This window comes from Bacillus sp. FSL L8-0099 (genome assembly GCF_038006385.1).
GTDB lineage: Bacteria > Bacillota > Bacilli > Bacillales > Bacillaceae_G > Bacillus_A > Bacillus_A toyonensis.
This window is the reverse complement of record NZ_JBBOVC010000001.1, coordinates 1593277-1618010: the sequence shown is the minus strand read 5'-3', so window position 1 is coordinate 1618010 and position 24734 is coordinate 1593277. Positions and strand designations below refer to the sequence as shown.

The following is a 24734-nucleotide window of genomic DNA, read 5'->3' as shown; positions in this document are numbered from 1 at the left end:
GCTTTTTAAAAAGCACTCTTTTGTTTACATAATAAAATTATTTCATTATAATTTATTTCTAAATTCCTTACTTGTTATACAATCTTGAATAAAATAATCTATGTTATTTCTAAGTTTTTGATATGCAACTTGATCATCTATATCGTTAAACATAATTACAACTTCCACCTTATTGCCGTTTTTATCCGTAGTATACAAACTTTTTGTCAATACGAATGCGGTAGAACCACCCTTTTGTCCAGCATATTCAAACTTACTATTTTTAACTGTTCCGTTAAAAACATTCTCAATTTCATCTTGCATTGATTTTGGAAAATAATTTCTACTATTTATTTTCTCCATTATACTCATATAATCTTTAGCGTTTGCACCCACTAATCGATCTGACCAAATTCGCTGAAATTCCATATCTACCTTTAATGGGATATCCCGTTTTTTCCATTCTTCTTCATCTTTCATCCATTCATGTATTTGTAACACATGTTTATTATACTCATCCTTTGACATGTTACGTATCGTTTCTAAAGATTGATTTTCTGGCTCATGAAGCTCTTTTTCTACATACCCTCTCATATATAGTGAAGCAGTATACGAAGAGAACTTGTCATGACTAGTAAGCTCTAACTCTTTTATACTTTCATTTACTCTTTCTATTCCAAGCTTTTCTAACAAATATGTTGTATTTGCATTCGAACTATAATGAATCATCCCTTTAGCGACTTCTTCCAAAGCGATTTGTCCATTTTTCACTAACTCTCTCGCTTTAGCATCTCCTAACCAGTTAGGATGCGCTCCACCATCAGTGTTTTTAACATAATATTTTTCTAGCTCCTGCAATGAAATTTGTTCATCTCGACTTATTTTCCCTTCTGATACTTGCTTAGCAAATTCAACTGCTATTACGATTTTCGCCGTACTCGCCAATGGTAATTTTTTATTGGCATTTATAGAAGTTAATACTTCTCCATTTCTTTTAATAAATAATGAACATGTTTCATCGTCTTTATGTTCTTTTATGTACTTTAATACGTAATCAGGATCTTCTTTTGACAAATAGTACTTCATAATGACAAAGAAAGCTATAACAGCTACTAGAATCACTCCTGCAACAATTCCTATAATCTTAAATATGTTCACAATATACCCCCTCTAATAAAGTGAAACTATAATCAGTGGGGTTCTTCATCCCCCACTGATTATTAGTTAAACCAATCGGCGTTTACGGGCAGCCCGACTCTCACCTAACATCTTCGCTCCAGCCGAATTTTAAGGTGGGAGTTTTACTGCCCGTTAATGCCAGATACATTCCCTTCTATATAATTATTATAACGAATTTAATTACAAAATTATACAAAACAGAATAACCCTTCCTAAAAAAGAAAGAGTTACTCTATTTCACATGAAGTTATTTGTCCATTTAACGTAACGACTATATTTGAGTCGTCACTTTCTTTAACTTCTTTTAGCCGTTTGGAGTTAGGTGGACCAATTACAACCGACTCCTTAATTGGCGAAAGGTCCTTCTCTAATTTCTCTGCACTTACACCGTATGCAGCTTGAAATACTTCTGGTGGTGTTAATCTAAGTATGTCTGATCCTTCTGCTGTTTCAAACTGATCGTTATTGAAGAACAAATGTAATTGTACTTCTTCTGTTATGGCTGTGATCCAATGCCACCATCCCATTGGAATAAAGACTGTTTGCCCCGCTTTTACATGATAATTTTGCAATTGATTCGTTTCAGGATTTAAAATGGATGTAACTGCTTCTCCTGATACAACAACATCTAATTCCCATGCATTCGGATGCCAATGCGGTTCTCGCATATGTCCCTTCGTCATAAATAAATCAACAAATGCTCCTCCAATCATTGCTGGTAACTGCGTTGAAGTAACTTCATATGCAACGTTTTTCTCATCCCTTTTAAAAAAGACATTTTTTCTTGAATCAAAGAAAAGGTTTGGAGTTCCTGAGCTTTTCTTTAAATTTTTATTATCTGGAACATAACCTGACGTACTCATATCATCCCTCTTTTCCGCTCCTAACATTTTGTACTTAACGATGTATCATATGGAAAAAATAGATGATATGTGCCTATTCAGCACATAATAAAAAAACATGCTTTCATTAGGAAAACATGTTTTGCGATATCCTTCACATTGTTTAGTTAAATAATAACTCTTTTACTTACCATGATGTAACATTAAATCACTAAGTTCTTCTTCAATGTGATTTAATTTCGCAACGCCTTCTTTCCATTTATGAATATACCGTGAAACTCCAACGAAAAATAAAACAATAATTGTAGAAAGAATAATACCATACACGATTGCTACAGTACTCATAGTTACACTTCCTTATAATTAGTAATGTGGTTATTAGTTATATTTTTATTATAAACCTTTTTCTTTTAAAATACTTCGATTTCAACTTTTTGTAACAAAATTGATTTTTCTAATATTTCGTTCGTAAAAATGGCATATTTTTCACAAATTATACAAAACTTCACCATATGTACTATTACCATATGAGTTATATTATTAAATAGAATAAAGGGGATGATATACTATGACGACTTGGTTTATTGTACTGTTAGTTGTATTTGGGGCATTTAAAATTATCGTTTCTAGCCTTCCTAACTCTGTTATTGAATCCATTATTAGCAAGTACGAAACACATCCACAACTTGAAGAAGAGAATGTGACTGTTACTATTAATGGGAAGAGCGTAGAAGACGAAAAAAAGTCTCAAATCATTCATGATTTTAATGAAGGTTTATTTTTAGATCGCTATTATGCACCACCACAAAATGAGAGCACTCCTTTAATTATTAATGCAAAACGTGGCAAAAAAGATTTTACATTTTATATTTATAGTCATGAAGAGCATGTTGATGTTGTAAAACAACATAAAAAGAAGGTAGTTGCTTATAGTTTACGCTCTAAAAATCTTCAAAATAGTGATATGTTCGTGTCAGCTGACTTAGCTTAATACTCATATATTAGAAAAAGGAATCCACGAAATATGGATTCCTTTTTTCTCATTTACTGAAAAATAAGCTCTGTCTTCAAACTATCTTTCGGTAACAACCATCCTTTTTTCTCTATACTCGCCATTAATAATTCTCTTTGTTTTGTCGCAATACTTTCCTCATTTGTTTTAAACGACACTTCTATTACGAAGTCATCTTCTATCTTCCCAGTATTACTTAATGGCCAAATTTCAATATTCGTTTTTATATTTTCAAATTCACCTGTATATCGTTTCATTAATACAGGACCGTAAATGTGAGAATCCCTTAACATTTCTTCTCCCCAATTCGTATACAACCATTTGTTCATTTTCCCTGGTAACTTTTCTATTAACATATTTTGAGAAGCTTGTTCATTTGGTAAATCAAGTACCCCATATCCTTTCGCACTGTAACTTTTCTTATTTGAAATACTTAACGTTTTCTTCCCAAATCCCCAATCTATTTCCGCCTCATAACTATCAGTTTTACTATCAAATCCTTCTTTTTTAGCTACTTCTAGTGCATCTTGAATTACACCATTTTGAATAGGATATCTTTTTTTATATGTTAGCTCAAAATCTTTACTAAATTCTTTCTTTCGAATTCTCGCAAACCAACCTTCGTTACTTAAACTTTTATTCGCCGTATCTAAAAATTGCACTTGTATTCTTTCATCATTTGTACCAGCTTGGAAATGTTCTAGTACCTCTTGCTTCATCTCTTTGTTATAACCTAATACTTGTTCTGGCTTTAATAATAACTTCACTTCAAAACTAGGTTTCATTGGACTAGCAGCAAACCCTTCCATCACGTTATAAAGGAAACAACAAAAGAAAATGCTTACGAATACAAATACTTTTTTCATATACCTATCCCCTTTACATTTTAAATGACTTCTATACGTTCCATTGCAAGTGAATATATATTTTCATATCCTGCTGTACTTAGCTTTTGTTGTAATCGATCCGTATCCTCTTTATGAGCGTGCACTAACAAAGTATGTTCCGGTAATAATATATTTAACATTGCCTTAACATCACCCATACTTTGATGAACTTTATACGGAACTCGATTCACCCTACATGTATTCCTTACATGCTCTTTCATAACTTTTTCTGCAAAACTCTCTTTCGCAATATGTCCTGTGAAAATAATGGAATTCCGTTCTTCATGCCGAAGTTGTTCATAGTATAACTGTGCGCGTTTCGTTTGCATATTCGCATCACTCATTACAACTATTCCGTAACTATTTTGTATACTAATGTCATGATCCATAACGATTATGTTTCTTTTTAAACTCTCCATAACCCATCGAAGTTCTTCATTATTTTTTATCCAATCTTTATATAGGAACATCTCTTCAAATCCAGCCAAAATTTCTTTATCTACTATAAGCGGAAATTCTTTATATCGTTCATATAAATACAATACTATATCTTGCGCCCTACCAAGTTGCGGCAGCGGTAGTAATGCTACTCCTTTATTTTTCATAACTCGTTCAATTTCTGCACATAGATCGTCTAATCTTTCATTTTGCGAAACATCATCAGTGTGGTAAGCGGCATCTACAATTGCAATTTTTATATTGCTTCGCAACTTCTCAGGTAAATTAGCTCGTAGTATATTAGATTCTGCGGAATAATCACCAGAATAAAATACGTATGTATTACACATATCCACTAAAAACCAAACCGCTCCTAATACATGCCCACTATACCCCCATTGAAACCGCAATGTAGGAGTAATCTGTATCCATTCATTTGGATTACTAATCTCATCAATACATACATAGTTTAAATCTTTTACATTTTGATCGTTATAAGGTACATTCCACCCTTGCGAAAGATTGTAGTTTCTCCATTTTTCAAAATAAGCTGGAAGTTGTTCCTTTGTATAACGAGTTGTCCAAATTTTTTTCTTATATCCATACTTCGCTAATAAAGGTAAACCCATCGTATGATCTTCATGAATATGCGATAAAAATACCGCCTCTAAAAATGGAACGACTTCTCTTTCTATTTTTGGATAACTATCTTCATACGATCGATTAATACCACAATCAAATACGATTTTTGTCTCTTTATTTTTTACAAAATAGCAGGAACGACCGTACTCTCCTGCTCCTCCCCATACTTCTACCCTCATCATGCGACCCCTTTTCTTTTTTGCTCCATATGTTGCAGAAGTAATAAGCATAGTGTTGTAAGTCCAACAGAAACAACTGCCATCGCCATTCCTATAGATACTTCCCCCTGTTCAAATTGAGCAAAAATAAACGTTGCTGACGTTTCTACTGATGGAGGTAATACGAGAAGCGATGCTACTAACTCTCGTATTGAAATCGTAAATGTCATCGCCCATCCAGCGAGAATGCCAGGAATAATAAGAGGCAATATTATTTTCCTAAAAATATAAATATAATTCCCGGAAAAAATACTTCCTGCCTGCACAAGAGAGTCATCAATTTGTCCGAGCGATGATTTTACATACTGCACTGTATAAGGTAAAAAAAGAACAACATACGTTACGATAACCATAACAGGTGTATTGTAAATGGACATAGGCATATATGGTGAATTCCAAAATAAAATAAGACCTACAACCATCACTATTCCTGGTACCATATTCGGTAACATACCGCACATATCAAGCCATTTTTCAGAAGACTTCTTCCCCTTTCGAATCATAAGTGCTAAAAAGACTCCAATCATTACAGCAACAACCGCTGTTACGAGCGAAAAAAGAAAACTGTTCCATAAAGCTTCTAATCCTGGAGAACCCATTGTAAACAATGCTTCATAATGACTTATTGTAAAATTATTTACATGTAATCCACCGCCTCTTAATTTCGACAATGAAGCAATCAGTATAGAAAAGTATGGGATACCAATTGATACGATTAGCAAACTAATCACATAAACCCATGCTACAACGCGCGCAAATATAGACAAAGTATACCTTTTAGATTTCACACCTTTTCCACTAACCATTGCATATGAATACTTTCGATTCAATACATTTTGCATATACCAAATGAGCATACATGCACTAAGTAATAAAGAAGATAATGCTGTTGCACTACTAAAATCAATCGGCCAACTCGAAATAAATTTATGGATTTCTGATGTTAACACGTGGAATCCTATTCTACACCCAAATGTAGCTGGTGTTCCAAATTCAGCAATCGTCTTTACGAAAATGAGTAAAGCACCCATGACATAGCTTGATACTAATAACGGCAATATTATTTTTCGTAAACGATAGAAAAAGCTCCCACCATGAACTGCTGCCGCTTCTTCTTTACTACTCCCAATCTGAAGTAACGTGTTTTTCAACATGAAATAAAGGAATGGGAATAAATGCAGACTCATAATTAAGACCATACCTCCTAAACTAAAAAACGATGATGAAATCGTCTTTAGCATCGGAAAAAATTGTTCAAAATAGCCCTTAGGTTGCATGAACAAAATCCATCCCATCGATCCGATATAAGGCGGGGTCATAAATGGAATCATAAAAACAATATCTAACTTACTATACTTTCCTACATCTGTTTTACTCATAATGAACGCCAATGGAAATGCAAATATTGTAGCTCCTATTACAACGAGTACACCTAGCAGCATCGAATTCAGAAAAATCCCAGCTAATCCGCCACTCTGCATGACTTCAAAAGGCTTTAAAAAATTCCAACTGCTATTTTCATATACACTAGAAAATAAAATGAGAAAAAGCGGAATGACGATTAACATCGCCACAAGTAACAACGCTACTGTCATTCCAACTTGTCTTACTGACACGAATCGATTTACCATGTAATCACCATCTTATTGAAATACTTTCTTAAATTGTTTTCCTATTGCATCTTGTTCTTTCTCAACTGTTTTCCAGTCAATATGTAATACTGGAATCTCTTCTACATTCGGTCTATTTTCAGCTTTTATATCTTTTCTACCTGGCAATAAATACGCTTTAGAAACTTGTTTTTGTACATCATCTGATAATAAATAATCAATAAACTCTTTTGCACCTTCTACATTTTTACTACCCTTCATAATGCCTGCTGCACGTGGACTAATAACTGTTCCGCTTTTTGGATATACGATATCAACCGGTTCACCCTTAGCTTTTGCACTGTACGTCATATAATCAACACCCGCAATTACCATATCTTTCGCACCTGTTACAACTGGGTCTAACGCTTCTTGGTTTGCCCCCGCTACTGTACCTTCATTTTTCTTAAGTTGTTCAAATAATTTCCATCCATCTTGTCCATTCTTTTTCACATATCCTGTTACAAAGTCTAAAGCTGAACCTGAAAGTGCTGGATCTGGAAGATTCACTTTTCCTTTCCATTCTCCTTTCGTTATATCGCTCCAATCTTCAGGTGCTGTTTTCACATTTTTTGTGTTGTACACAATTCCTAATGCGGAAGCACTATATCCGAAATAATGTCCTTTATCATCTGACCATTCAGAACGTAGCTTATCAGCTTGTTTCGCTTCTTTATAAGGTAACGTTTGACCATCTTTCTTTAGTCCTTCCATCGCTGGTAAAGAAGCGAGTACGACAACGTCAACGACTGGATTTTTCTTTTCAGCTTCCATTCTCGCTAAAATCTTACCTGTTGTTCCTTGAAACATTTCCACTTTTATACCGGTTTTCTTTTCAAAGTCTTTTTGAATTTTTTCTGCTAATCCTTTCGGTCCTGCACTATATACAACAATTTTCTTTTCATTAGAATTTTTATTTTTTGCATCTGCACTACCTGTCTTTGAACTACAACCTGTTACTACAGCTGAAAATAGTAAAGTACATACAAATAAAGACTTAAGCGAACTGAATTTCTTCATACGACTCTCCCCCTATATGATGAATACATTTTTTGGGTACATATAACGATACCGGTTTACCGACGCTTAGCTTACTATTGTGATAAGCTGTCCATACACCGAGTGTCCCCATGTTTACTTTCACTTCATAACGTTCTCCTACATATGTAACGTGCTGAATTTCACCTGTATACGTATCGCACACTTCATTTTTTGCCCAGTTCACGTGCTCTGGACGAACCATTTGTTTATTCTCTACAAGCCAATTTGCCTTACCAACAAACTTTGCAACAAATTCATGAGACGGCTTCACATAAATATCTTCTGGCGTTCCTTTTTGTAATACTTCTCCTTGTTTCATGACAATAATTTGATCTGACATTGACATAGCTTCCGTTTGATCATGCGTTACATACAATGCCGTTAAGCCAATAGAATGAACGATATCCATAAGCTCTAAGCGCATTTCTTCACGCAAAATTGCATCGAGTGCACTAAGCGGTTCATCAAACAAAATAAAATGAGGTTTTGTTACAATTGCTCTAGCAAATGCAACACGTTGCTGCTGTCCACCAGAAAGTTCGTGTGGATATCTTTTCTCCATACCTTGTAAACGAACTCGTTTTATCGCATCTTCTACCTTTTCTCGTAAATGATTCGTTTGCTTTGTAGCCCTTAATCCAAATGCAACATTTTCAAACACAGTCATATGCGGCCATAAAGCAAAATCTTGAAATACCATACCGATATTCCGTTCATGAGGAGATGTTTTTATTTTTTTCGCACCAGAATACATACACTTATCTCCAAAATATATTTCACCTTTATCCGGCTCTTCAAGCCCTGCAATCATTCTAAGTAAAGTCGTTTTTCCGCATCCAGAAGGTCCTAAAAGTGTGGTAAATTCCCCTTGTTTCATGACAATTTGCAGTGGTTTTAACGCCTGTGTTTGTCCAAATGTCTTTTCTAATCCGTGAATTTTAATATCCATTGTTTCACCTCTCTCCCCTCATTCTTAACCTGCTTTCATTCTATATGGAGGATTTATACTGAATGTTAATGTACTGTAAAGATTAAATTAAAAAACTTCTAATAAACTATTTATTTCTATAGATTTTTTCTATAGTTAAAATAAAAAAGGCGGGCAATTCATAATGAATCTCTTAAAATTAGAAATTGTAGTGCTTATTAAGAAATACAAAAAGCTTACGATTGTTGCAGAAAAACTTGGCGTGAAACAACCTACTATTACATTTCATATAAAAAGCTTAGAAGAGGAACTCGGTGTGTCTTTATTTGAATTACGTTCCGGAAGGTATTTCTTAACAGAGGCTGGCGAGGCATTGCATCATTATGCTTGTAAAATAGATGCACTTATGAAAGAAGCTAGGCGGGTCACACAAGAGTTTAAAGATTTTCATAAAGGTGCTATAACAATCGGTGCTAGTTATGTACCAGCGACTTATCTTTTACCAGAAGTTGTTCACCAATTTCAATGCGAATTTCCTAATATAAAAATAACACTCATGGTAAAACCAGCTCCTGAAATTCGAATCATGCTACAAAATCATGAAATTGATCTCGGAGTAATTTCTGCTGCACCATTTGATGAACCACTTTTAAAACAAACGAATGTAATGCCTGATACACTTGTTCTCGCTTTTTCCAAAGAACATCATTTTGCTAAAAAGACAAATGTATCATTACAAGATATCGAAAAAGAACGTATATTATTGCATCGTAATCCATCTACAACGAGAGATTTACTTACACAATGGACACTAGCACATAACATCACATTCCAATCTGAAATTGAACTAGATTCATTAGAAACGATGAAACAAATTTTAAAATACGGGAATGGCGTCGCTTTTATTTCTAAACTTGCTATTGAACAAGAAATACAGCGAAATGAGCTATGCTATATACCAATTCCAAGATTTGAATTTCAGCGTAACATTTATACGATTCATCATGAGGACAGATGGAATTCTAAAATCATTTCTTTTTTACTACATAGCATCATTTCTTTCGCAGCCAAAAATTAAAAGGCTGTCGTTATACACGACAGCCTCTTAAACTAAAACTCTATTTATTTTTCTTCGCCTCAATTTTTGCTTGTGCCTCTTCAGCCTTATCTAATGCTTCTGAAACTTTTTTCTCTTTTTCTTTCACTTCATCTATACTATCGACAGCTTTAATAAGTTTATCGATTCCTTCTTCTTCTACTTTTCTCCGCTTTGCCACTCTTTCATTTACTTTCTCTTCCACATCTTTTGCTTTTTGAAGCATATTCTCTGCATTTGATTTTACAGCTTTTTCAAGTTCATCATCTTTTTTCTTTTGTAACACTTCATTTGCAATATCTTTCGCTTCTAAATACTTACCGTCTTTTAATGCTGTTGCTCCGTGATCCATTATCTCGGCAATTTCTTTATATGATTTCGCTTCATTTCCTGATTTCTCTTTTTCTGCTTTTTCGAACCACATTGTTGCATCACTATATTTTTCATCTTTCAATGATTGCATACCTGTTTCAATATACGTGTCATAATTGCTACATCCAGCCATTACAACTAACAGAAAAAGCATAACAAAACTTATTTTTTTCATGATGTTTTCTCCTTTTCTTTGCCTGCTCACTTTACTGTAACATACATGAAAAAGAGTTTCAAAAACTAAAATACTAATTTGGTCATTTTTTATCATTAAGTCAAATTTTCTTTTAGGCTGACACATCCACTTGCTTTTTCGCTACATGCTTCTTCACTCCAACTAAAACAACTAACAATAATCCTCCGCCTATTGTCATCATAACAATGCTAGTCGGTAACATATCTAATAATAATCCATATACAATCATACCAAGCGGTGCGATAGCAGTAGCAATTGTTTCAAGCAAACCGAAAACGCGGCCTAAATAACTTGGATCTGTCGTCTTTTGCAAATGTACTTGCATCGGGATATTTACAGCCATCATTGATATACCCGTTAAAATCATAAAAGCAATATAGTACATAAAACTTACTACTTTCGGAATGGTAACTAACAATGGGAAGACTGTACATAAACTTAAACCCGCAAATAAAAACAGCCCAATATAAACAGAGCGAAACGGATTATTCACTTCTTTACGTACTGATAATGCAATCGCACCAATTAGCATCCCGACTGCTAACATGCCCTCTACAACACCGAGTTGCTTCGAGGATAAATGCAGGTTTTGAATAATAATAAATGGTAGTGAAACGAACAGTGCACTTGCAAAAAAGTTTACCCATAGCCCTATTTTCATTAAACCATATATTTCATGCTGTCTTTTTATATATGAAAAACCTTCTTTTATACTCATCAAAAAATGCTCTTTACTTTCAACCATTTCTTTTTTATATAAATCAAATACGATAAATAATTGTACAATTACCGCTAAAAAGAATGTAATACTATTTAACAGAAAGAACGACTTAATTGAAAAGAAACCAAATACAACTCCGCCAATAATTGGGGCTAAAATATTCGATAATGATGCTGCAGTCTGGTTCAAAGCACTCGCTTTTTGAATACGCTCCTCATCTACTAAATTAGGAATAGACGAAGTTAATGCTACAGAATAAAAACTTGCACAAATTGATAATAATGCCGCTGATACATAAATAAACAGTAGTGATGGCCCAAAAGTAGTTGTAAGAATAAACATAATAAGCATCGTTAAACTACTTAATAAATCTGTGCCAATGACAAGCCATTTTCGATTGACGCGGTCAGCTACAGCACCTGCAATTGGGCCACAGATCATTCTTGGTATTGATCCGCAAATAAGGGTAGTTGCAAACCCCATTCCTGAACCAGTTGTCTTTAATACGTATAACCCCATTGCAAACGTATAAATACCCGCCCCTAACAAGGACGTCATTTTTCCAATCATCATTAAAATAATATTTCTCGTTGCAATCTTCATTTTCCAATCATGTTGACCTATACTTACATCCCCCATTATGCCACTCTCCCCGTAAAAGTTAAATTGTGTTAAACTTATTATATAATCAACTTTCCAATTTTTACAATGAAAAGTTTAATTGTATTTAACTTTTAAATTATAAAGGAGCATATGATGGCTACTCTCGGTGCAAAAATTAAAACGTTACGAAAAGAAAAAAAGCTTACTCAAACTGATTTAGCAGGTTCAGAACTGACAAAAAGTATGCTAAGCCAAATTGAAAACGGAAAAGCTACACCTTCCATGAAAACATTACAATATATTGCTGAAAAACTTGGATGCGAAACGAGTTTTTTACTAGAAGATGATGATGTGGAAATGATAGAACTCATTCAACAAATGGAACAACTAATAAAAGCAAATAAGTACGATGAAGTATATGAGGTTTTACTACCTATCGTTCAAAAAGAGCTACCTCCTACTTTGAATACCGCTCGTTTATATAAACAATTTGTAACAGCTGCGGCTAAAATGAAAGATTACAATATTGAACATTACGTGGAAAAGGCTACTTCTATTTTTGAAAAATATACGTTATACCGGGAAAGTACGGAAACAAAATTAAAATTATCCTTTACGATATTCACACGTAAAAAGTATGCTGAATGTTTACAACTCATTGCTAGCATCCGAAATGACTATGAAGAGAAACATTTAGAAATGGATCTCATTATACATATCGAGTTATATTTATATGAGGCGATTATTTTTCTTGCATATGGTAATTACGAACAATGTGAAAGTGTCATTTTAGATGCACTTGCATTTTCAAAAAAACATCAAGTGTATTATAAAACAGATGAATTTTACCGTATTTTATCTTACCAAAAAGTCCTAACGGCTGATAAAGAACAATATTTACATTACATAAAAAAATCAGAGCAATTTGCCATTTTTACAGAAGATACTTTATCTGCAGCGGTTATTAATCTTTTAAAAGCTTACTACTACAACACAATTACTCATGAATATACTATTGCATTAGAACATGTAGAACAATTTCGAGAAAAACTAAAAGATGAGCGAATTTTTCAAGATGATGGATCGTATTATCTTGAAAAAGGAAAAGCTTTGTATGGTTTAAAACAATACGAAGAAGCTTTAAAAACATTACAACGTGCTATCATACCAGATTATATAAACCATCCACTTGATCACGCACGGCTTACAACAGCTGGGGCATATCGTGCTCTTTGTTATGTCAAACTTAATGATAAAAAAAGAGCTCTTGAAGAAGTAACAGAAGCATATGAAATCGTACAGTCCTATCCTGATTCCATCTTCACTTCATTTATTAAAGAAACATTACAAATAATACAAAAACTTTAAGAATGTCTCAAAATGGTATATTATTCCTCTTTTTTAGCAAAGATAATAATGATGGGAGGAATATAAATGAATATTCAACGTGCAAAAGAGCTTTCTGTGTCAGCGGAACATGCTAATGTCAGTTTTCAAGGCATGCCTGTTATGATTCAACACGTCGACGAAAGCAACGAAACCGCCCGCATATATGAAGTAAAAAATCCAGGTCGCGAATTAACTGTTCCAGTTAATAGCTTAGAGGAAATATAAGAAACGCCACTTCAATTTTTTGAAGTGGCGTTTTTCTTTCTTTAGATTATTTATTATAAATTTCTTCAATCTTCTATTTTACATGGGATGAAAAAATTTGAATTTTCCACTTCTTTTCTTTTTGTGACCTGCTAAAATACAAACTATGGATGAATTATTCGTACTATACATTAAGGGGGAAAGACAATGAAATCTGATTTAGAAAAAAACAAGCCTTATTATGCAGTTATATTCACTTCTAATTTATCAAATGATACAACAGATTATAGTACCGTTGCCGAAACAATGGAGGAACTTGCGAAACAGCAACCTGGATTTTTAGGTGTAGAAAGTGCACGCGGTAATTCGGGCCTCGGCATTACAATTTCTTATTGGGAATCACTTGAAGCAATTGAAAATTGGAAAAAGAACACCTTACATAAAGAAGCGAAAAAAAGAGGCCGTGAGCAATGGTATGAAAACTTCCACTTGCGTATTTGCCTTGTAGAGAAAGAATACAAGTTTCAAAGAGAAATTTTGTAATGATGAAGAAAAAATTAGCTCTCGTTGTTTCACATGAAATATATGGTGTAAATGATCATATGCATCATGTAATTGACCACTTCACTTCATCTCAAATAGATGTATTCTGCCCGAATCTTCTACAATTACAACAGGCATTTCATTATAATAATGAAGAAAAAGCATACCAATATTTTATGAACCACATTGGATTTGATGGTGGAAAAAAGCAAATTGAGGAACTCATTCATAGCCTTTCCAATCGTTACGCACATATTGGACTTATCGGCTTTAGCGTTGGAGCTACCATCTCATGGCTATGTAGTAACAATCCAAAACTAGATTTTATTATTGGATGTTACGGCTCTCGTATACGCGATTATGTTCACATGAAGCCTGCATGTGCTACATTACTGATTTTTCCTGAAAAAGAAATTAGTTTTTCAGTACCCTCCTTAACGAAAACATTACAGCAACAAGATAATCCTTTATTAGAAATAAAACAACTACAAGGTGAGCATGGATTTTTAAATCCATACACTGAAAAATATAACGAACACTCTACAAAACAAGTATACAATTTAATAGATTCATTTCTTATGAAAGCACTCTTATAAAGGAGGTTCTAATGCCCCTTACATTACTCTTACTTATTTTCATAATCATTGTCTTTATATCAGCGCTAACTCTCATTTTTATAACAGTTAAAAATGAGAAATTTTTAAAACGTCCCTATTCACAATCCATTATCGTTTGTATTTTATTTTTGACAAATTGGGTACTATATGTAACAACTTTTTATTCGTTACTCCCCAAGAAAATGAGTGAGTTCATATTTTTACCCATTTGGTTTTTCCTTTGCATTTTAGGATTTATCGTCTTCTGGCGCGAATGGAGAAATAATCGTGTGTTCTCGATATGTATCGGTTTTCTTTCTTTTATTAGTTTTCTATTCGGAGTGTTGTTGTTAGTTCTTTCAGGAATGTAAAAGAAAAGGAAGAAAAGCACGACATCAACTTTTCTTCCTTCTATCTTTACCTTTAGACTTCACTGTCACTGATTCACAAGGTGTATAATAAATTTGAGGTGTCGCCTTATCAACAAACATCATAAACGTAATAAAGCCGATAATAAAGAAAATAAACAACGTTAACAATATTGCTCCTATCGTTAAAAGTATCATAACACCACCCCTATATATTTCTTATTATTACACCTTTCGCTATTATATGAGCCGAATCCTTTCTAGAAAAAGAAACGTAACAAAATAATCACAATCACTCCAGTTAATACGGTTCCTAATAGACTACGAGTATAGATTGCGACAAGAAATGTTGGAATTGCGGCGATAAGATAATCCCACTGCATCGTCTCATGCATAAATAATACTTGTGCTAAAAGTGCTGCTAATATCGCAATTGGTATGTAATTTAACCATTTTAAACCCCAGTCTGGAATTTGTATTTTACTAAATACGAGAAGAGGCAAAATACGCGGAACGAGTGTGACAGCTCCTGCCGCTAGTAATAGTAATAATACATCTAATCTCATTTCCATTTTTCAATCAGCACTCCAATCGTCGCAGCTAGTAATGTTGCAATAATAACTGCTATACTATCTGGCATAAATAAGTGTGAAACGTATGCGATAATAATCGCTACAATTGCTACACTGAGATGAATTGCTAGTTTCGGTTTACTACTTATTAGCTGAAGTACAAATAATCCGATAAACATCGCTGGTAATGCATAATCCATCCCGTACGTATGAGGGTCTGGTATCCACTCACCAAAAAGCCCCCCGATAACTGTAGCAAGAATCCAATTTAAATACGCTGTTACATTAAGGCCCATCATCCATTTCTCGCCTAAATATCCTTTTTGCGCTGCTTGTTGCACTGCAACGCCGAAAGTTTCATCTGTAATTTGCGAACCAATTATTACATTTTTAAAAAGAGGTATCTTCGTGAAGTAAGGCGCAAGTGCCGCACTCATTAATAAGTGACGTAAATTAACAAAGAACACGGTAAAAATAATTGCTGAGGCTGGGGCACCTGCTGCATACATCCCCGCTAATATAAACTGAGCAGAACCTGCGTAAATTAACGTGGACATAAAGGCGATTTCTATGACCGAAAAACCTGCTGTTTTCGCAATAACACCAGCTGCTATACCAATGCTCAAATATCCAAATACAGTTGGTAAACAATCCTTTACACCTTGCTGAAATGAATCATCGCTCTGCAGTGTCATATGTGCTTGAGCTTTATTCACCATTATCTCCCTCCATTTCTTCCATCGTGCGTTTGCCTGTTACGACATGAACTAAATCTATGTTTTCACGCCATAATGTATCTAATTTATCAGCTCCAAACTCCTTCGTAATCTCTTCCACCATAATATCGTGCCGAACATACTCTGTAGCGACGAGTACTAAAGCTGGATCATACGTTGTCACCGCCCATGAAGTGCTATCATTTGAAAAGTTAGCAATTAATACTTCTTCCCCATCACGCGCGATAACAGTTAAATGACCTCCCATTCTCTTTTCAACGACGTGAGGTGTCATATAATTATGATGAAATGTCGCTCCTATTTTTGTTTCTGGAGCACCAAATAAAATGGAAAAAATATGTACGCCTTCCTCTTCCTTTTGATGAATGAACGGCTCAATCTCGTGCACTTGATCTTCCCATACTGAAATCCATAGCTCTTCTTTTGCTCTATTAATTATATTGCATATTTCTTTCAAAACACGATCATTTGAGCGAATATGCGAAATTACATCAATTTGCCGCTCTTGTTCTAAACAATTTAATTTCTGGTCTAAAAATGCAAAGGACTTTTCAAAGTCTTTTCGCATTCGATCCATTAATTCCGTAGCTGGCACTGGTACATATTTCACTGGTTCAGAAGGAACGATATGCACCGCTCCTTTATCCATCAACTTGCCAAGTACTTCATAAATCATCGAACGAGGTACCCCTGTTTGTTTACTCACTTCGTATCCTGTTACTGGGGAATGTTTTAATAATCCAATGTACGCTTTGCATTCATATTGGGAAAAACCTAGCTTTTGTAACTCTTTTATTATTTCATCCATCGGTAACCCCTCACAATCTACATAGCTCTCATTTGAAAACGATGCATTCATTTTATATTAGTAGTTATTACTATACCTACTAATATAAAAAAAGAAGACCTATAAAGTCAATTGATAATTCTGAAATTTTAACAAAAAAGAAAAAGCCTTCTTATGAAAGGCATTTTCTACATAGTATTCTACTTATTTTAACAGCAAAGTATTTAATGAAGTCCCCTCTAAATGTTCACGCAAAGTTGAACCTGTATATTCTTCCCTAAATACACCCGCCTTCACAAATAACGGAATAACTTCACTAAAGAATAGATCCAATGATTTCTGAGGCCCACCTGGAATTGCAATAAATCCATCTAGTGCTCCTGCTTCAAACCTTTCCATAATTTGCTGGAATACATCTTGTGGTGTACCAATCGCAACCCAATGAGCAGAACCAACAACTTCTGGTCGTTCTAGTATTTGTTCAACAGTTGGTTCATTTTTAATGATGAAATTCCGTAATAATTCGGCATGTGTTTTACTGCGTACAGTTTGCTCTCTACTTGGCAACATATCTTCCTTTATCTTACTTTCTAGTGGAATTCCTCTAGCATCTAATCCGAGTAGCATTTCAAGTAAAGCCAATCTCTTCTCCATTGTGAGATGTTGATGAGCTTGCCTATGCATCTCTAGCGCTTCTTCATATGTATCACCGATAAAGAAATACAATCCAGGTAATACCCGTACATCACCTTGCTTTCGGCCATGCTTTTCTGCTCTTCTTCTTAAATTTTGACGAAGTTCGATTCCTGATTCTATATCTGGCATCGCGGCGAAAATCGCATCCGCAACAGAAGCAGCGAAATTCCGGCCAGCCTCTGAAGCACCCGCTTGAAATAATGGCATTTCTCCTGAAATATGCTGCGGAATATTAAGTGGTCCTTTCACCTCAAAGTATTCACCACTGTGCTCAATAGGCTTTACCATCTCTCTAATGACTTCAGTGTTATCTACTTTCAAAACTTCATAAGGATGGCTTCTCCAAAGTTTCCTTACTAACTCTGTACATTCTGCAGCTTTCGCATATCGTTCCTCAGATGGCGGCATCCCTGTCTCACCAAAGTTTTCTGCACCATCAATGGATGTGACAATATTCCAACCTACTCGGCCATTACTAATCCAATTTAAAGATTGTAATTGCCTCGCAAGTATGTATGGTGGATAAAACGATGTGGAGGCAGTCGTAACCACTCCAATTTTTTCTGTTGCATACGCAATAGCAGTAAATAATAATGTCGGATCTAACATTACATTCTCCTTATTACGAGCGATTAAATCAGGGTGTGCCACTAAATAATCTGCCTTAAAAACAAAATCTAACTTAGCCTTTTCTGCCTGTAGTGCCAACTCTACTTGTTCATCTATCCCTGAATTAAACATACTCTCTCGTTCTTTCTAGAAATTAAACATAATCCAATACAAAGTTGCTTTTTAGTAGACATAAATACACCTTCCCTTTCGTTTTTAATTCACCTAGTTAAACAAGTGATACGACCATTACAGCTTCCATTCTTATTAAACATCATAAAATGATAATGATTATCAATACCATTTTATGGTGTTACTGAAATAAATGCAATAAAAAAAGACTCCCCTTAACGGGAAGTCTCCTTTATCTCAATATTTCATTCGCTTCTTTTTCATAAATTTTATCAAATGAAGTCATAATACGCTGAGATGCTTGAATCATTTTTTGACTCGACATAAGATCTGCCATCTCTTTCGTCATATCTACATTTGAATTTTCTAGCATATGATTTTTTACTATTCCTGTTCCGTTCGGTAAATTAGCAATATTTCCTTCTGCTAGTGTAAAGCTTTTGTTTTCATGCTGCACGAGACGAGCATTCGTTTCTGCATCTACTGTTTTTGTTTGCAAACGGGCAATATTATTCTGTGTTACTTCATCATATAATGTACCATCTGCTTGTACAGCAACCTTTGCTCCTTCTGGAATACGAATACGCTCATTATTCTCTCCCATTACGAAAGCACCTGAAGATGTTTGCAAATAACGATCACTATTTAATGTGAAGCTTCCGTCTCTCGTTAAAAACGTTTCATCATTTTTAGATGTAACGAAAAATGATGATGTGCCTGCCGCACCGTCATCTAAAAAGAAATCTGTAGCACTATTTGTAATTTGTACATTTCCTTGTACTAAGTTCACATGCGTCGCAGCTGGTACTACAGCGTAATCGACCGAACCGATATTTGTCATAGCCCCATCTCCGCGGCGATATGTGTCTTGTACATCAAATACTTTAGAAGTCATATTTTCTGCTTTAAATCCTGTCGTTTGGGCATTTGCAACGTTATTCGAATGAACATTAATACGCTGCATGTAATTCATCATTCCCATGGAACCTATATAAAGACCGTTCATATTCCTTTGAATAAGGCAACCGCCTTATTCTTCACCTCTTTTCTTACGATGTTTGTAACATTTGTTTCGCTAAATGTTCAGCTGTAGCGATATGTATATGTTGCTTTACGTCTTGTCCGTCTGTCATTAATACAATTGGAGCTGATGAAACTGCTGGAATTTTCAACAATTCGCCACTACTTGCTGTTTCATCAAATTTCGTAAACACGATACCATCTATATGAATATCTTTAAAGTTCGTAATAATTTCAATCATATCTTTACTTTTCATAGAAGCTGATAACGTTAAACAAATATAATCTGGTTCTACTTGTCCCATCGTTTCAATCATTTCTTCTACTGTATCTGACGTACGATAATTTTTTCCGGCTGTATCTATTAAAATATAATCGACGCGTGCTTCTTCTTTAAAATACGTAAGTGCTCTTGTCATTGCCGCTTCATCACGCACAGCGATTACTTCTGATCCAATTGTCTTTACGTAATCTTGCAGTTGCTGTACTGTCCCAATGCGAGAGTGATCCGTCGTAATAAAGCCAACCGTTTTTTTCTTACCATGAAATTGCCATGCCATTTTCGCAAGCGTCGTCGTTTTCCCAACCCCAGTTGGACCGATTAATGCAATTGTTTGTACTTCTTTTTCAAATACATTTTCAGTGTTGAAGTGAGATCTCATATCTTCCAATATATAGCCGATTACTTCTTCTTCTGTAATCATCGTTGCATTTTCAAACTTCACTTTTAACTTTTCAGCATATGCATGAATGAAATATTGTTCTACATCGTTTTGTTCTAGCATCCGAATTACTTTTTGAATAATAAACGGTACAGATTCTTGATTTTCTTTCTTTGCAACTACTTCTTTTTTCTTGGCCGGAACGACTTGTTTCACAACTTTTTGCTTTTTCACTACTTTCGTTTCTTCCGTCTGTTTCACCACGACGATTCCTTTTTCAAACAGCTTTAATAGTTTCTCTTTTTTTCTCGCCCATTCTTCACTATTTCCTGTTTGCATTGCCGCGTATGACATAGAAGTCGTTACATTTTCTAAATTGTGTAGTACTGATTGAATTCCATTTGCCTTCACAATTTGTTCTGAAGAATCATTCACAACATCCATTAATTGTTCATGAAATTGTGCTGTTCCTTCATTCACTTCTTCCTGTTTATCCTCTGGAAAAGCAACTAACATTTCATAATCCTTTTTCCAAAAAAACGGGATATTTCGTTTTACACTTTCATCGACAACGTAATAATAATCTGTACCATATTGGTCAAATAACTTTCGATACAATTCATTTTTCGAAGCTGCTTTTATTCGCATTAACGCTTCTTTCTTTTCTGTACTTTCCATTACTTCACCCCCTACTATTCAATATAGGCAATTTGATCTACAACAATTTCTGGTGCTAATTCGCTAATACAAAGTACTTGTGCTTCCACTTGATAACGTTCTAGCAGTCTTACAATCGCAAATCTAAAATCTTTTCTACGTGTTAATAACACTGGTTCTCTTCCCATTAAACGTGCTTGTTTAAAGACGCGCTGCACTTGCTCAACTACTCGCGATTCTAAATCTAAATCCCAGTTTAATAAGTAACCTTGATAGGAATTGTTCACAACATCCGCATCTAGCTCTATTGAATCAGAGAAAAGCGCCGCATAAATTTTCCCGTCCGGATTTTTTGCATTTTCACAAATAACTTTTGAAATACATTCACGGACGAATGCCGTTACACCATCAACATGATTTTGATACACTTCTTTTCCGTCAATAATACCTTCAATAATCGTTGGTAAATCACGTATTGAAATACCTTCTTTTAGAAGTTGTTTAATAACATTTTGAACGAGTGATAAATCGATTTCTTTCTTCTTAATCTCTTCCAATAAAACGCCATTATCATTTTCAAGCGAGTTAATTAAGTCTTTCACATGTTGACGCTGAATTAACTCGTGAAGATTACGTCTAACGACAACATCTAAATGTGTAATTAATATACTAAGTGGCTCTAACACTTGATAGCCCTTCATTTGTGCATCTTGCACCATATGCTCTAAAATCCAATATCCATCTTCACCGAAGATTGGATCTTTCGCTGGTTCTGCATCTAGATCAGCCATTACGTTCGGTGTTTTTAGTGCTAATAAGTAACCTGATTTTAAAACACCTTCAGCCGCCTTCGCACCTTTAATACGAATAATGTAACGACCACGTGGTCTAAAACTCGTATTATCTTTAAAGTTAATGCCAGGAACGTTAATACCAAGGTCGGTAATAATCGATTTCCTCATAAGAACAACTTTATCACGAGCTGTCTCCCCATTAATTTTTTGCTTTACAAGTGCCGCTAAATCTAAACCAAGTTCTACAATAATCGGATATTTATCTGTAAAGACTCCAAATGAATCTTCCACTTGTTGTAATTGCTCATCCTCGCCTTGAATCATTTCTAATTCTTTTTGGAGCTCGTCTTCTTTCTCTTTCTTTATTCGCTTTTTATTGCGAATTCCTAAGAAGATAATTGTTCCACCAACGAGAGCAAACGGTAGGAATGGTAGCGGAGTAAAAATACCCATTGCGATAAACAAACCACCGAGCGCATATACAACAACTTCATGCGCTAATAACTCTTTAAAGATACCTTCCGTTACCGTATCCGGTGAACCATCAAATACACGCGTTACGATAATACCTGTTGAAATCGCAAGCATTAACGAACCGATTTGGTTTACGATTCCGTCACCGACAGTTAACTGTGTATAATGAAGAGCCGCATCTGCAAAGCTCATTCCTTGCTGCATCATTCCGACAATTAAACCGAAAATGATATTTACGAATAAAATGACAATCCCGAAAATAACGTCCCCTTTAATGAACTTCCCGGCACCATCCATCGCCCCGTAAAACTCTGTTTCCATATTTAATTTTTTTCGTTTTGCTTGTGCATCTTTTTCTGAAATAATACGCTGGTTTAAATCCGCATCGATAGACATTTGTTTCCCTGGTAAAGAATCAAGTGTAAAACGAGCTGCTACTTCAGCTGTACGAGATGCACCGTTTGCAACGATAAACTGGAAAATGATTAAAACGATAAAAATAACGATACCAATTAATAAGTTTCCGCCAATTACGAACTGACCGAACTCTTCAATAACATGACCCGCATTTCCGTCTGTTAAAATCGCTCGCGTCGTCGAAACGTTAATCGATACGCGGAAAATCCCGATTAATAACAACATCGTCGGAAATGACTTTAATTCATCCCACTCGTTAATACTTGTCGCTCGCATATAAATAAGTACTGACATACTTAGTAGAAAAACGATAACGATATCAAGTACAAATGGTGGAAGTGGAATTAGGAGCGCCACAACGAATGACGCTGCTAAAAAGATAGAAAAATAGGTTCTTGCAGAATCCATCTTAAACAAAGAGATCCCCTCCAAACGCGCTATTATACTTCAAGTTCATTCGTTTGAATTAAATAGCGCATAACTTCAATTACAGCTACGTATAAATCTTCTGGAATCGTCTCATCTTCCTCGACTTGATAATATAAAGACCGAGCGAGCGGACGGTTTTCCACCATCGGTATTTCTTGTTCACGGGCAAGCGTCCGTATATATAATGCGAGCTCATCTTCCCCTTTTGCAACGACAATTGGCGCCGCATCAACTTGTTTATTGTAACGAAGTACGACTGAAATATGCGTCGGGTTATTTACAATAAACGTTGCACCATCCATCTTTTTCGCAATAGTCCCTTGCAAGATGGCATGCATAAAGTTTTTTCGTTTCCCCTTTACTTGTGGGTCCCCTTCATTATCTTTATGCTCTTGTTTTACTTCTTCTTTTTTCATCTTAATATCTTGCTCGTACTCCCACTTTTGATAAATGAAATCAATAATAGAAAGAACGATTAAAATAATTAAAATAGCTAAAAAGATAAATTTAATTTGCCTAATAATTTCAGTAAGTGACGCAGTCCAGTTAAATCCAATCATACTCACGATCTTCTCTAAATTCTTTTTAAAAAGAACGTACGCAACGTAACCGATTAATCCCATATAAAACAGTGATTTCAAAATATCTACTAAACTTTTACGACTAAACAGTCTCGTAAAATAGTTTTTCGGATTAATACGTGATGCTTTCGGCTTTATGACTTTAGAAGAAAATAAGAAACCGACTTGAATCATATAATTGAATAAATGAAAAGCATATACGAGTATTAATATAGGAGCTGATACTTTTAGTAGCAAAATCCCCATTAAATAAAAATACTCGGTCGAATCTGTATTTTTTCCGATTTGATCAAACAGCACCGCTACAGAATTGGCAATCTCAAACCCTAGCCAATCTCCGAAAAAATAAACGACAACTGCTAATACGAGAATAGAAAATAAATTATTTAAATCTTTACTCCGGGCGATATTCCCTTCTTCACGCGATTTTTTACGCTTCTGCGGGGTGGCCTTTTCTGTTTTATTATCCTTTGCCATACGCGTCCCCCTACTTCGTTAAGAAAAAGTTAAATAGTGTCGTATACTCTTCCAGTAATACATCTGTCATATTTTTAAACACATAACCGAGCATTGGTACGCTCATTGCAATAAATAAAATACCACATGTAATTTTAATGACGAATGCATTCATAAAAATATTTAATTGCGGTGCATTTTTTGCGATTAAAATTAGGACGAAATTAATAATGAATAAGCTTCCCATAAGCGGTAAAGCAATTTCGACCGCTGATGTAATCGCAAATAATAACGTTGCGAGTAGACTATCTAAAAAACTAGTCGTCAACAATTTTGAAATCGCCTCTGTATATTGAAACGACTTTAAAATCGTGGCAACGAAATAGTTAATGCCGCCAAGTGAAATAAAAATAATGAGAAAAAATATATCGAAAATTGTTGATAGTAAAGTAGACTGCGACCCTGCGTTTACATCAAACAAACTTGCCTGTGATAAACCGATATCAAAGTCTAAAATATGTCCGGCCATTTTCGGAATGTTCCACAGCATTTCTACAATTTTTGCAAGGGATAATCCAATTACAATTTGCGTTGCTGCATAAGCTGCGACGTCCCAAACTGTCTTTATGTGAGAGACATCAACTTGATCGGCCACTGTAATCGAAAGACCAAGTCCAAATGTAACCTTTGCCATTGCAGGAATCGACCGTCCTGAAAAGAAAGGTAAAAAATATAAAAATGAAGTAATACGGCAAAACGCAAAAAACGTCGCCGCCCATAATTCCATATTCATTTCAGTTCACCTATC

At 34.9% G+C, this 24734-nt stretch carries 27 protein-coding genes and 1 pseudogene; 7 read left to right on the top strand and 21 right to left on the bottom strand.

Features of this window, described 5'->3' with window-relative positions:
• Positions 1-45: 45 nt before the first annotated feature.
• From MHH42_RS08505 to MHH42_RS08490, 4 genes are all read right to left on the bottom strand, one after another.
• A complete protein-coding gene (locus MHH42_RS08505; protein WP_340893157.1) occupies positions 46-1137 on the bottom strand; it encodes a serine hydrolase in 1092 nt (363 codons plus the stop codon).
• A 248-nt stretch (positions 1138-1385) separates the two neighbouring features.
• On the bottom strand, positions 1386-2021 hold the full coding sequence (locus tag MHH42_RS08500) for a cupin domain-containing protein (protein ID WP_000107763.1): 636 nt from the start codon (positions 2019-2021) through the stop codon (positions 1386-1388).
• A 162-nt stretch (positions 2022-2183) separates the two neighbouring features.
• On the bottom strand, positions 2184-2345 hold the full coding sequence (locus MHH42_RS08495; protein WP_000108701.1) for a hypothetical protein: 162 nt from the start codon (positions 2343-2345) through the stop codon (positions 2184-2186).
• A 65-nt stretch (positions 2346-2410) separates the two neighbouring features.
• A complete protein-coding gene (locus MHH42_RS08490) occupies positions 2411-2527 on the bottom strand; it encodes a hypothetical protein (RefSeq protein ID WP_002011946.1) in 117 nt (38 codons plus the stop codon).
• Positions 2528-2568: 41 nt separating this feature from the next.
• Between MHH42_RS08490 and MHH42_RS08485 the strand changes: the two genes are divergently transcribed.
• Positions 2569-2991 (top strand): YfmQ family protein, encoded by a 423-nt coding sequence (locus MHH42_RS08485; RefSeq protein WP_016108128.1) that lies wholly within the window; start codon positions 2569-2571, stop codon positions 2989-2991.
• Positions 2992-3044: 53 nt separating this feature from the next.
• On the opposite strand, the gene MHH42_RS08480 is transcribed toward MHH42_RS08485, so the two are convergent.
• Genes MHH42_RS08480 through MHH42_RS08460 form a run of 5 tightly spaced genes read right to left on the bottom strand, consistent with a single transcriptional unit; the run spans position 3045 to position 8836 of the window.
• Positions 3045-3878, bottom strand: coding sequence for a hypothetical protein (locus tag MHH42_RS08480; protein ID WP_000755332.1), 834 nt, complete (start codon positions 3876-3878; stop codon positions 3045-3047).
• Positions 3879-3898: 20 nt separating this feature from the next.
• On the bottom strand, positions 3899-5161 hold the full coding sequence (locus MHH42_RS08475; RefSeq protein WP_033657314.1) for an MBL fold metallo-hydrolase: 1263 nt from the start codon (positions 5159-5161) through the stop codon (positions 3899-3901).
• Complete coding sequence (locus tag MHH42_RS08470) at positions 5158-6828, bottom strand: ABC transporter permease (RefSeq protein ID WP_340893154.1); 1671 nt, start codon at positions 6826-6828, stop codon at positions 5158-5160. The genes MHH42_RS08475 and MHH42_RS08470 overlap by 4 nt, the downstream gene beginning before the upstream one ends.
• Positions 6829-6840: 12 nt before the next feature.
• Complete coding sequence (locus MHH42_RS08465) at positions 6841-7866, bottom strand: ABC transporter substrate-binding protein (protein WP_000714709.1); 1026 nt, start codon at positions 7864-7866, stop codon at positions 6841-6843.
• Positions 7844-8836, bottom strand: a complete 993-nt coding sequence (locus MHH42_RS08460; protein ID WP_000351785.1) for an ABC transporter ATP-binding protein — start codon at positions 8834-8836, stop codon at positions 7844-7846. The genes MHH42_RS08465 and MHH42_RS08460 overlap by 23 nt, the downstream gene beginning before the upstream one ends.
• Before the next feature lie 163 nt (positions 8837-8999).
• Between MHH42_RS08460 and MHH42_RS08455 the strand changes: the two genes are divergently transcribed.
• Complete coding sequence (locus MHH42_RS08455; RefSeq protein ID WP_001050617.1) at positions 9000-9893, top strand: LysR family transcriptional regulator; 894 nt, start codon at positions 9000-9002, stop codon at positions 9891-9893.
• Between the two features lie 40 nt (positions 9894-9933).
• Here the strand turns inward: MHH42_RS08455 and MHH42_RS08450 are convergent, their stop codons facing one another.
• Both MHH42_RS08450 and MHH42_RS08445 read right to left on the bottom strand, forming a co-directional pair.
• Complete coding sequence (locus MHH42_RS08450; RefSeq protein ID WP_000723949.1) at positions 9934-10458, bottom strand: DUF4398 domain-containing protein; 525 nt, start codon at positions 10456-10458, stop codon at positions 9934-9936.
• Between the two features lie 112 nt (positions 10459-10570).
• The gene (locus MHH42_RS08445; protein ID WP_340893151.1) at positions 10571-11839 is read right to left on the bottom strand and encodes an MFS transporter; all 1269 of its coding nucleotides are present in this window, start codon (positions 11837-11839) and stop codon (positions 10571-10573) included.
• Positions 11840-11956: 117 nt separating this feature from the next.
• On the opposite strand from MHH42_RS08445, the gene MHH42_RS08440 reads away from it, so the two are divergent.
• The 5 genes from MHH42_RS08440 to MHH42_RS08420 all read left to right on the top strand — a co-directional run bounded on the left by MHH42_RS08440 (position 11957) and on the right by MHH42_RS08420 (position 14906).
• On the top strand, positions 11957-13171 hold the full coding sequence (locus MHH42_RS08440; RefSeq protein ID WP_000212332.1) for a helix-turn-helix domain-containing protein: 1215 nt from the start codon (positions 11957-11959) through the stop codon (positions 13169-13171).
• Positions 13172-13237: 66 nt separating this feature from the next.
• Positions 13238-13417 carry an H-type small acid-soluble spore protein gene (locus MHH42_RS08435; protein WP_001025738.1) on the top strand — a complete coding sequence of 60 codons (180 nt, stop codon included), beginning with the start codon at positions 13238-13240 and terminating at the stop codon, positions 13415-13417.
• Between the two features lie 186 nt (positions 13418-13603).
• Positions 13604-13939 carry an antibiotic biosynthesis monooxygenase family protein gene (locus tag MHH42_RS08430; protein WP_000834002.1) on the top strand — a complete coding sequence of 112 codons (336 nt, stop codon included), beginning with the start codon at positions 13604-13606 and terminating at the stop codon, positions 13937-13939.
• A gap of 2 nt (positions 13940-13941) precedes the next feature.
• Positions 13942-14535 carry a dienelactone hydrolase family protein gene (locus tag MHH42_RS08425; protein WP_070173011.1) on the top strand — a complete coding sequence of 198 codons (594 nt, stop codon included), beginning with the start codon at positions 13942-13944 and terminating at the stop codon, positions 14533-14535.
• Between the two features lie 11 nt (positions 14536-14546).
• Entirely contained in the window at positions 14547-14906 is a 360-nt protein-coding gene (locus MHH42_RS08420; protein WP_070172961.1) for a hypothetical protein, read from the top strand.
• A 24-nt stretch (positions 14907-14930) separates the two neighbouring features.
• Here the strand turns inward: MHH42_RS08420 and MHH42_RS08415 are convergent, their stop codons facing one another.
• From MHH42_RS08415 to MHH42_RS08370, 10 genes and pseudogenes are all read right to left on the bottom strand, one after another.
• Complete coding sequence (locus MHH42_RS08415; RefSeq protein WP_000602233.1) at positions 14931-15101, bottom strand: DUF3951 domain-containing protein; 171 nt, start codon at positions 15099-15101, stop codon at positions 14931-14933.
• Positions 15102-15163: 62 nt separating this feature from the next.
• A complete protein-coding gene (locus MHH42_RS08410) occupies positions 15164-15475 on the bottom strand; it encodes an AzlD domain-containing protein (protein ID WP_000425939.1) in 312 nt (103 codons plus the stop codon).
• Positions 15466-16194 (bottom strand): AzlC family ABC transporter permease, encoded by a 729-nt coding sequence (locus tag MHH42_RS08405; protein WP_000247290.1) that lies wholly within the window; start codon positions 16192-16194, stop codon positions 15466-15468. The genes MHH42_RS08410 and MHH42_RS08405 overlap by 10 nt, the downstream gene beginning before the upstream one ends.
• Positions 16184-17020, bottom strand: a complete 837-nt coding sequence (locus tag MHH42_RS08400) for a TrmB family transcriptional regulator (protein WP_000343347.1) — start codon at positions 17018-17020, stop codon at positions 16184-16186. The genes MHH42_RS08405 and MHH42_RS08400 overlap by 11 nt, the downstream gene beginning before the upstream one ends.
• A 183-nt stretch (positions 17021-17203) precedes the next feature.
• A pseudogene (locus tag MHH42_RS08395) lies at positions 17204-18498 on the bottom strand (NtaA/DmoA family FMN-dependent monooxygenase).
• Between the two features lie 170 nt (positions 18499-18668).
• Entirely contained in the window at positions 18669-19442 is a 774-nt protein-coding gene (locus MHH42_RS08390) for a flagellar basal-body rod protein FlgG (RefSeq protein WP_081339521.1), read from the bottom strand.
• A gap of 43 nt (positions 19443-19485) precedes the next feature.
• Complete coding sequence (gene flhF, locus MHH42_RS08385) at positions 19486-20796, bottom strand: flagellar biosynthesis protein FlhF (protein ID WP_098652152.1); 1311 nt, start codon at positions 20794-20796, stop codon at positions 19486-19488.
• A 14-nt stretch (positions 20797-20810) separates the two neighbouring features.
• Positions 20811-22877: a flagellar biosynthesis protein FlhA gene (gene flhA / locus MHH42_RS08380; protein WP_070172957.1), complete on the bottom strand. Its 2067-nt coding sequence runs from the start codon at positions 22875-22877 to the stop codon at positions 20811-20813.
• A 23-nt stretch (positions 22878-22900) separates the two neighbouring features.
• Positions 22901-23947, bottom strand: a complete 1047-nt coding sequence (flhB, locus tag MHH42_RS08375) for a flagellar type III secretion system protein FlhB (RefSeq protein ID WP_001030092.1) — start codon at positions 23945-23947, stop codon at positions 22901-22903.
• A 10-nt stretch (positions 23948-23957) separates the two neighbouring features.
• On the bottom strand, positions 23958-24719 hold the full coding sequence (locus tag MHH42_RS08370) for a flagellar biosynthetic protein FliR (RefSeq protein WP_001055699.1): 762 nt from the start codon (positions 24717-24719) through the stop codon (positions 23958-23960).
• Positions 24720-24734 lie beyond the last annotated feature (15 nt).